Below are 4199 nucleotides of genomic sequence, written 5' to 3' on the forward strand. Positions count from 1 at the left end.
CTGGAGGACTGGTTCCTTTCCCAGGGCGGCCGGGGCGCCCAGCCCAGCGGCGGCAGCCGCAGCCGCAACGCCCTGGCGGCGGCGGCGGCGATCGCGATCCTGGGGGAGCTCTACGGCGAGCGCTTCCAGACGCTGGTGCTGGCCAGCCAGCCGGAGCGCCTCGGCGAGTGGCGACGGGGGCTGCAGGACTGCCTGGGGCTCAGCCGGGACGATTTCGGCCCCGCCAGCGGCATCGTGCTGTTCGAGCGCCCCGATGCCCTGATCGAGCGGGCCGACCGTCTCGAGGAACGGGGGGAGCTGCCCTTCATCGTGATCGACGCCGCCGAGCAGGTGATCGAGATTCCGATCCTGCAGTTCCCCCTCTGGCTGGCCTTCGCCGCCGGCCCCGGGGAGATCGACGCCGAAGCCGATCTCTACTGACCCTTCCGACCTCTGCTGCCATGCCCTTCCTCCCCGAACTTCTCGTGCTGCTGGCGGGCTACCTGCTGGGCTCGATTCCCTTCGGCTGGTTGGCGGGCCGCTGGCTCGCCGGCGTTGATCTGCGCCAGGAAGGCTCCGGCTCCACCGGCGCCACCAACGTGCTGCGGGTGCTGGGTAAGTGGCCAGCCCTGGTGGTGTTCCTGCTCGACGTGCTCAAGGGAACGGCCGCCGTGCTGGTGGCCAAGGCGGTGCTCCAGCCCCTCGGTTTCAGCGCCGTCAGCGATTGGGGGGTGGTGGCGGCGGGCCTGGCGGCCCTGGCCGGCCACATCTGGCCGCTCTGGCTGGGCTGGAAAGGGGGCAAGGCGGTGGCCACCGGACTGGGGATGCTGCTGGGCCTGACCTGGCCCGTGGGACTGGCCTGTTTCGGCATCTTCCTCACCACGCTCAGCCTGAGCCGCATCGTGTCGCTCTCCAGCGTGGTGGCGGCCCTGTCGCTGCCCCTGCTGATGCTGGGCTCCTTCGGCGCCGACGGCCTGCGGCCGGCCTACCTGAGCCTGGCCCTGCTCACCACAGCGCTGGTGCTCTGGCGGCACCGAAGCAACCTGCAGCGGCTGGTGGCCGGCACCGAGCCGAAGCTGGGGGCCGGCCGCAGCTGAACGGGCGGGCTCGCAGCCCCGCCCTCAGGGTTCAGGCCAGCTGACGGCTGCGCTCCGCTGCGGCCAGCACCGCCTCAATCAGGGCCGAGCGCAGGCCCGCCCGCTCCAGCTGCCGCAGCCCGGCGGCGGTGGTGCCGGCGGGGCTGGTCACCATGTCCTTGAGCTGGCCGGGGTGGAGCTCCTGCCCCTGCAGCAACGCCGCCGTACCCGCCATGGTGCGGTGGGCCAGGTGCATGGCCAGCGGGCGGGGCAGCCCCCCCGCCACCGCCCCGTCGGCCATCGATTCGGCCACCAGGGCCAGGAAGGCGGGACCGGAGGAGGTGAGGGCCAGGAAGGGATCGAGCTGGGGCTCCGGCAGATCCAGCACCTCCCCCACCTGGGCGAACAACCCGCGCACCTGCTCACGCTGGGCCTCGCCGACGCCCTCGCCCCAGCTCAGCCCCGTGAGTCCCGCCCGCACCAGGGCCGGGGTGTTGGGCACGGCGCGCACACAGGCCCGCCCAGGGAACAGGGCCTGCAGCCGCGCCAGGGTGACCCCCGCCAGCACGGAGATCAGCAGCGGCTCGGCGCCGGAGGGGGCCGCCGCCAAGGCCTCTGCCAGGGCTTCGGCCGCCGCGGGGGCCACCGCTTCGATCTGCTGGGGCTTCACCGCCAGCAGCACCACCGGGGCCGCCCAGGCCGGGGCGGCATCGGTGGAGACCTGAACCCCGAGTTCGTCGCTCAGCCGCCGGGCGGAGGCCTCGCTGGCCACCGCCGCCCGGACCGCGGAGCGCTCGAGCAGGCCGGAATCGATGAGCGGCAGCAGCAGGGCCCGGGCCATGCGGCCCAGGCCCACCACCCCGAGGGTGTCAGACCATGGCATCCGAACGGCCCCAGGCGGGGCTGGGGGCGGCCTCCTGCTGGTCATCCACGGGGCCGGTGCGGCCGGAGACCACCGTGGGGGAGGCGGCTTCCTCACCGCCGGCGGTGGTGACTGTGACGCAACTGGGGGCGAACAGGAAGATGCTCTCACCCACCCGTTCCTGGTGGCCGTCGATGGCGAAGGTGCCGCCAGCGACGAAATCGACGGCCCGCTGGGCCTGGTCCGGCTCCATCATCGTGAGGTTGAGGATGACGGTCTTGCGCTCGCGGAGGGCCTGAATGGCACGGGGCATCTCGTCGAAGCTGCGCGGCTCCATCAGACACACCTCGGCCACGGCGCTGGTGATCCCAGGCATGCCGATGACGTTGGTGCCGGCAAAGGGATCGTCGGTGGAGAAATCGGTGCTCAGCGCCAGGGCTCCGGTGTTTCTGCTGGCCGTCGAGGTGGTCGTGGTGGTGGTGGTGTCACCGGGGTCGTAGTCAAGTTCGTCGTCGAAGTCGCCATCGAGATAGTCGTCACCGGAGACGACGGCACGCAGGCGGGAGAACAACGACACGGAGTCGACCTCGGGAAGGATGCTTGGCCTTGAATAGCGTCCCACATCCGAGCCGGCAAGATCCCAACGCCCTTTCATGGCTGGATTGGGAGACTTCCGAACAGAACACTGCCGAGGCGCACCCAGGTGCTGCCGGCCGCCACCGCTTCGCGCCAGTCCCCACTCATCCCCATCGAACAGTCCGGCAGCCCCAGGGCATCGGCCAGGCCACGGCAGTCCCGGAACAGCGCCAGCCGCTCGCCGGGGGTGAGGCCCAGGGGGGCGATGGTCATCAGACCGAGGCAGCGCAGGGGCGCCAGGCGCCCCAGGTCGGCCGCCAGGGCCCGCACCTCGTCCGGCTCGAAGCCGGTTTTGGCCGGGTCGGGGCGGAACTTCACCTGCAGCAGGATCCCGGGGGCGAGGCCCTCTTCGGCGGCGATGCGCTGCAGCCGCTCGGCCAGGGCCAGGCTGTCGACGGAATGGATGGTGCCGAAGCGGCGCAGCACCGCGCGGGCCTTGTTGGCCTGGAGTCGGCCGATGAAGTGCCAGTCGAGGTCCGGCAGGTCGCCCAGGGCGTCCTGCTTGGCGACGGCCTCCTGCAGCCGGCTTTCCCCGAAGCTCCTCTGGCCCAGGGCCGCGGCCTGGCGCACCCGTTCGGCCGGATGGCCCTTCGACACCGCCAACAACCGGGTGGTGGGCGGCAACGCCGCCTGGAGGGCCGCCAGCCGCTCCGCCAGGGTGGAACCGAACGCCTCCGCCACCGCGGGCGACGCCGGTGCCATCAGATGAAGGTCTGGTCGAACAGCTGGCGCCAGCGGGCCTGGGCCTCGGGCCCCTCGCGCCGGCAGCGGGCCAGGTTCTGCTCGGCGAAGTGGCGGGCGTCCATCAGGGGGATCACCTCGAAATGGGCGCCGCGCTCCTGAAGGGTGACCAGGAAGAAGATCCGCTGGGCGTAGAGCGTGGCATAGAGATCGCGGCTCTCGGCCACCGGCGCTACCCGATAGAGCATCCCGAACGTCGGGTGGTTCAGATAGCGCTCCGTGCTCACGACTCCCTGCAGGCTCCGGCCATTAAAGGGCACCGACTTTCCAGCGGAGCGCCAGCAGGGCCGCCAGGGCCAGCACCGCCGCCAGGCTGGCCCCGGAGGGGGTGGCGGCCGGCTGGTGCAGGCGGTCGGGGGGAAGCCACATCCCGCCGCGCGCCATCAGGGCCTCGGCCCCCTGCTCGGAGCGCAGCAGCACGTTCGCCAGCAGCCGCTCCCCCACCGCCAGCACCAGGCCGAGACTGGCCTTCCAGCCCAGGCGGCGCAGATTCACCGCCCGGGTGGCGATCGAGCGCAGCAGGTTCTGGAGATCCTCCTGCACCAGGGGCAGAAAGCGCAGGGACAGGAGCAGGGTGAAGCCCAGGCGCTCCACCGGCCAGCCCAGGGCCCGCAGGGGGGCCAGCCACCAGGCGATGGACCAGACCAGCTCCTCGGGGGGGGTGGAGAGCAGCAGCAGGTTGGCGCTGTGGATAACGGTGAACAGGAGGGTGGCGCCGTTGATGCCGAGTTCGGCCGAACGGCGGGTCACCACCAGGGGGCCCAGCTCCAGCGGCCCGGCCATCACGGGCCCCCAGCGCACCAGCTCCCAGGGCAGGCCCGCCCGCGACGGGGCTGGTCCACCAGGGGGGGCCGGGACCAGTCGCAGCTCCGCGGGGGGACGCTGGAGGCTGGCCGGTGCCGCCC

7 protein-coding genes are annotated in these 4199 nt (G+C 72.4%); 2 read left to right on the plus strand and 5 right to left on the minus strand.

What is annotated here, in order from left to right; translation table 11 throughout:
- On the plus strand, positions 1-420 hold a 420-nt coding region (locus tag VB737_RS05720), incomplete at its 5' end, for a DUF3086 domain-containing protein (protein ID WP_500311879.1).
- 20 nt (positions 421-440) lie between these two features.
- Complete coding sequence (gene plsY / locus VB737_RS05725; RefSeq protein WP_500311880.1) at positions 441-1076, plus strand: glycerol-3-phosphate 1-O-acyltransferase PlsY; 636 nt, start codon at positions 441-443, stop codon at positions 1074-1076.
- Positions 1077-1107: 31 nt separating this feature from the next.
- Here plsY and proC read toward each other — a convergent pair whose 3' ends face one another.
- From proC to VB737_RS05750, 5 genes are all read right to left on the minus strand, one after another.
- Positions 1108-1938, minus strand: a complete 831-nt coding sequence (proC, locus tag VB737_RS05730) for a pyrroline-5-carboxylate reductase (RefSeq protein ID WP_500311881.1) — start codon at positions 1936-1938, stop codon at positions 1108-1110.
- Positions 1925-2494, minus strand: a complete 570-nt coding sequence (locus VB737_RS05735; RefSeq protein ID WP_500311883.1) for a cell division protein SepF — start codon at positions 2492-2494, stop codon at positions 1925-1927. The genes proC and VB737_RS05735 overlap by 14 nt, the downstream gene beginning before the upstream one ends.
- Before the next feature lie 74 nt (positions 2495-2568).
- Positions 2569-3255: a YggS family pyridoxal phosphate-dependent enzyme gene (locus VB737_RS05740; protein WP_500311885.1), complete on the minus strand. Its 687-nt coding sequence runs from the start codon at positions 3253-3255 to the stop codon at positions 2569-2571.
- Positions 3255-3521 (minus strand): PipX family protein, encoded by a 267-nt coding sequence (locus tag VB737_RS05745; RefSeq protein ID WP_015110514.1) that lies wholly within the window; start codon positions 3519-3521, stop codon positions 3255-3257. The genes VB737_RS05740 and VB737_RS05745 overlap by 1 nt, the downstream gene beginning before the upstream one ends.
- Positions 3522-3543: 22 nt before the next feature.
- Positions 3544-4199, minus strand: a 656-nt coding sequence (locus VB737_RS05750) for a CbiQ family ECF transporter T component (RefSeq protein WP_500311887.1), incomplete at its 5' end; no start/stop codon positions are given.

It is taken from the genome of Synechococcus sp. BA-120 BA3, from assembly GCF_034931285.1.
In the GTDB taxonomy this organism is placed as follows: domain Bacteria; phylum Cyanobacteriota; class Cyanobacteriia; order PCC-6307; family Cyanobiaceae; genus Cyanobium.

Excerpts from the sequence above, each read along its gene's own strand:
- plsY (WP_500311880.1), top strand. The coding sequence starts at position 441 with ATGCCCTTCCTCCCCGAACTTCTCGTGCTGCTGGCGGGCTACCTGCTG.
- proC (WP_500311881.1), bottom strand. The coding sequence starts at position 1,938 with ATGCCATGGTCTGACACCCTCGGGGTGGTGGGCCTGGGCCGCATGGCC.
- VB737_RS05740 (WP_500311885.1), bottom strand. The coding sequence starts at position 3,255 with ATGGCACCGGCGTCGCCCGCGGTGGCGGAGGCGTTCGGTTCCACCCTG.